The organism is Thiobacillus sp., assembly GCF_024708915.1.
In genome coordinates, this window is record NZ_JANJXQ010000253.1 from 1 (window position 1) to 3,155 (window position 3,155).

Below are 3,155 nucleotides of genomic sequence, written 5' to 3' on the forward strand. Positions count from 1 at the left end.
GTCGATGACCTGTCCGAGCTGGCGGAAATGCAGCGCCTTGGTGTAGGTGGCAACGACATTGAACAGCAGATCCTGCCCACTGGCACGCAATCCCTGGACCGACGCCTCGCGGCTGTGCGCGGCCAGCGCTTCGCCCGCGACCAGCTTGCCGCCGCGGTAAAGCGGCAGCGTCAGTGCCAGGCCGATATTGGCAATATCCCTGTCCATCGGCGGGAAAACGCCGGCCTCGCGGATCGGCGTGATCAAGGTCGGATAGGCATGGCGTGTGTACGCTGCATTCAGGTCGAGCCTGGGTAAATGCTGGCCACGGGCAATTTCCTGCTCCAGCGTCTGCCGGCTGACTTCGGCTTGCTGGCTTTTAATGGCCGGGTTGAATTGCGCGGCTCGCTCCATTGCCTCCCACAGAGGGAGAGGATCGGCGGCAAACGCCGCTTTCCAGGCGGAAAGAAGAAAGATGAACAGCAGCAACCGTGACTGGGGCTTCATAAGCGCATCCATTCTGAGTTTTGCATGAAATCCGCATTAAGTAAGTAATCAATTACTTATTATCTAGCTCAAATTGCGTTTGTCAATTATTGATTAAAGACCATGCAGTCAAGGCGATCGAAACCTGCTGCGCGCAACACGTGGGGTATTCGTCGTATGCAACGTCGGGGTCGCGCGACGGCCGGCCGTTGGCCCGCGCTGCGCACGGCTGCAGCCCGATTGATGCACAGCGGAGCGCAAATGAAGCATATTTCACGGGGCTGTTCCCTGGGTTGAGCATGCCGGAGAGCGAAGCGCTTCGAGAAAAACCGGGAAGGCGCGTGCCGCCTCCGTCGCCAGTGTGCGCGCCACCAGGGTGCGCTGGCCGCGCAGGATGGAGGTTTGCAGCACCAGTCCCTGGATCATGCCAAGATACAGCGTGGCGGCAGCATGAACGTCGAGGTCGGCGCGCGCCTGCCCCTGCGTCCGGGCGTCAGCCAGCAGCGTCGCGATTTTCGCCTCGTAATCCAGCATGGTCTCGGCTACCAGCCGCCGCAGCACGGTACTGCGGCCATGCAGATGCTCCGACGTCAGAATGCGCGGGATGACCGGATGGGCCGTGATGAACGCAATGTGTGCAAAGAACATGCGTTGTAGCGCGTCCAGCGGATCATGCCCCTGTTCGGCAGCCCGTCCCAACCCACTCACCAGGCGCTCGCGCACCCACTGCATCACTGCCAGCCAGATCGCATCCTTGCTGAGGAAATGGCGGAACACCGCGTCCTGCGTTACGCCCATCGCCTGCGCTATGCCCCGGGTGGTCACTTGATCGATCCCCTGACGGGCGGCCAGATCGAGCGTCACGTGGATGATTTTTTCGCGCCGTTCGTCGGTGCCCTGCCGTTTGCGCGCAAGCCCTTCTGACATCTCCAGCCTCATTGGATAGTGATCAATAACTATCTTATTTTGGCGAGCCCCTGACGTCAAGCGCCTCCTTCAGGCCGATTCAGACTTCGGGATGATCGAGACAGCTCAGCATCGCCTCCGCCAGCCCGCGCATTTCGCCGACGCTGGTGACATAGGGCGGCATCACGTACACCGTGTTGCCGATCGGGCGGATGAACACGCCGTGCGTCAGCGCCATCCGGTGGAAGCGCGTGGCGAAACCGGGGCCGGCACCCGCCACGTCAAACGCCCAGATCATGCCGCACTGGCGAAAGTGGCGCACGCGTGAGTGAGCGGCCACCTCCGCCAATAAACCCGTAAATTCCAGCGACTTGTTGCGATTAGCGGCGATGACCTGATCCGTCTCGAAAATGTCCAGCACCGCCAGCGCCGCCCGGCAGGCAAGCGGATTGCCGGTGTAGGAATGCGAATGCAGGAAGCCGCGCGCGGTGGCGTCGCCATAGAACGCGGCATAGACGTCGTCGGTGGTCAGCACCGCCGACAGCGGCAGATAGCCGCCGGTGATGCCCTTGGACAGGCAGATGAAGTCGGGGCGGGCTGCGTGAGGGGTGAGGGGTGAAGGGTGAGGGGTGGGCGCAACCGCCTGCTCAAAGGCGAACATCGTACCGGTGCGGCCGAAACCCACCGCGATTTCGTCGGCGATCAGGTGTACCTGGTATTGGCTGCACAACTCGCGCGCCCGCTTGAGATAGACCGGGTGGTACATCGCCATCCCCGCCGCGCCCTGCACCAGCGGCTCGACGATGAAGGCAGCGGTGGTGGCGGCGTGTTCGGCCAGATGCGCCTCCAGCGCAGCGGCGCAGCGCAGCGCCCAGGCCTCGGCGGTTTCTCCGGGCTCGGCCAGCCGCGCATCCGGCGTCGGCACCTGTACCGAATGTCGCAACAAGGGCGCGTAGGTGTCCTTGAACAGCGGAATATCGGTCACCGACAGCGCGCCGACGGTTTCGCCGTGGTAGCCGTTCTGCAAGCTGACGAAGGCGTTTTTCTCCGCCTGTCCTGCGTTGCGCCAGAAGTGGGCGCTCATTTTCAGCGCGATTTCAGTGGCCGAGGCGCCGTCCGAGCCGTAGAAGGCGTGGCCCAGCCCGGTCAGCCGCGCCAGCCGCTCCGACAGTTCCACCACCGGCGCGTGGGTCGCCCCGGCCAGCATCACGTGCTCGATCTTGCCGAGCTGGTCGACGATGGCGGCGTTGATGCGCGGATTGCAATGGCCGAACAGGTTGACCCACCAGCTGGAAATCGCGTCCAGGTAACGGCGCCCGTCGACGTCGACCAGCCACGCCCCTTCGCCGCGCGCGATCGCCAGCGGCGGGTCGGCCTCCAGTTGTTTCATCTGGGTGCAGGGGTGCCACACGGCGGCGCGGGTACGGCTTAATAAATCGTCCATGGGCTTGAAATTGTCACATTGCGCCCCTATTATTGGCACTCAACGGCGGCGAGTGCTAACAATAGCTTCGCCGCCTGCTTATTTCTTTCGGGCAGCCGCGCTGCCCATTATCAACGTACCGCAATGGAGACTTTGCAATGAAAATCCGTCCTCTGCACGACCGCGTGATTGTCAAGCGCATGGAAGAAGAGCGCAAGACCGCTTCCGGAATCGTCATCCCCGACACCGCCACCGAAAAACCCGATCAGGGTGAAATCATCGCCGTCGGCGCCGGCAAGAAAGACGACCAGGGCAAGCTGATTCCGCTGGACGTGAAAGTCGGCGACCGCGTGCTGTTCGG

4 protein-coding genes are annotated in these 3,155 nt (G+C 62.7%); 1 reads left to right on the top strand and 3 read right to left on the bottom strand.

The genetic code is table 11. The features are described from left to right. From Q0L94_RS17035 to bioA, 3 genes are all read right to left on the bottom strand, one after another. Nucleotides 1-486, bottom strand: a 486-nt coding sequence (locus Q0L94_RS17035) for a TolC family protein (RefSeq protein WP_296755702.1), incomplete at its 3' end; no start/stop codon positions are given. Between the two features lie 252 nt (nt 487-738). Continuing rightward, nucleotides 739-1,392, bottom strand: coding sequence for a TetR/AcrR family transcriptional regulator (locus tag Q0L94_RS17040; protein ID WP_296755705.1), 654 nt, complete (start codon nt 1,390-1,392; stop codon nt 739-741). 79 nt (nt 1,393-1,471) lie between these two features. Next, entirely contained in the window at nt 1,472-2,815 is a 1,344-nt protein-coding gene (gene bioA, locus Q0L94_RS17045) for an adenosylmethionine--8-amino-7-oxononanoate transaminase (protein WP_296755707.1), read from the bottom strand. A 137-nt stretch (nt 2,816-2,952) separates the two neighbouring features. On the opposite strand from bioA, the gene Q0L94_RS17050 reads away from it, so the two are divergent. Beyond that, nucleotides 2,953-3,155 (top strand): co-chaperone GroES (locus tag Q0L94_RS17050; protein WP_296755710.1); only part of this gene is annotated, 203 nt, incomplete at its 3' end.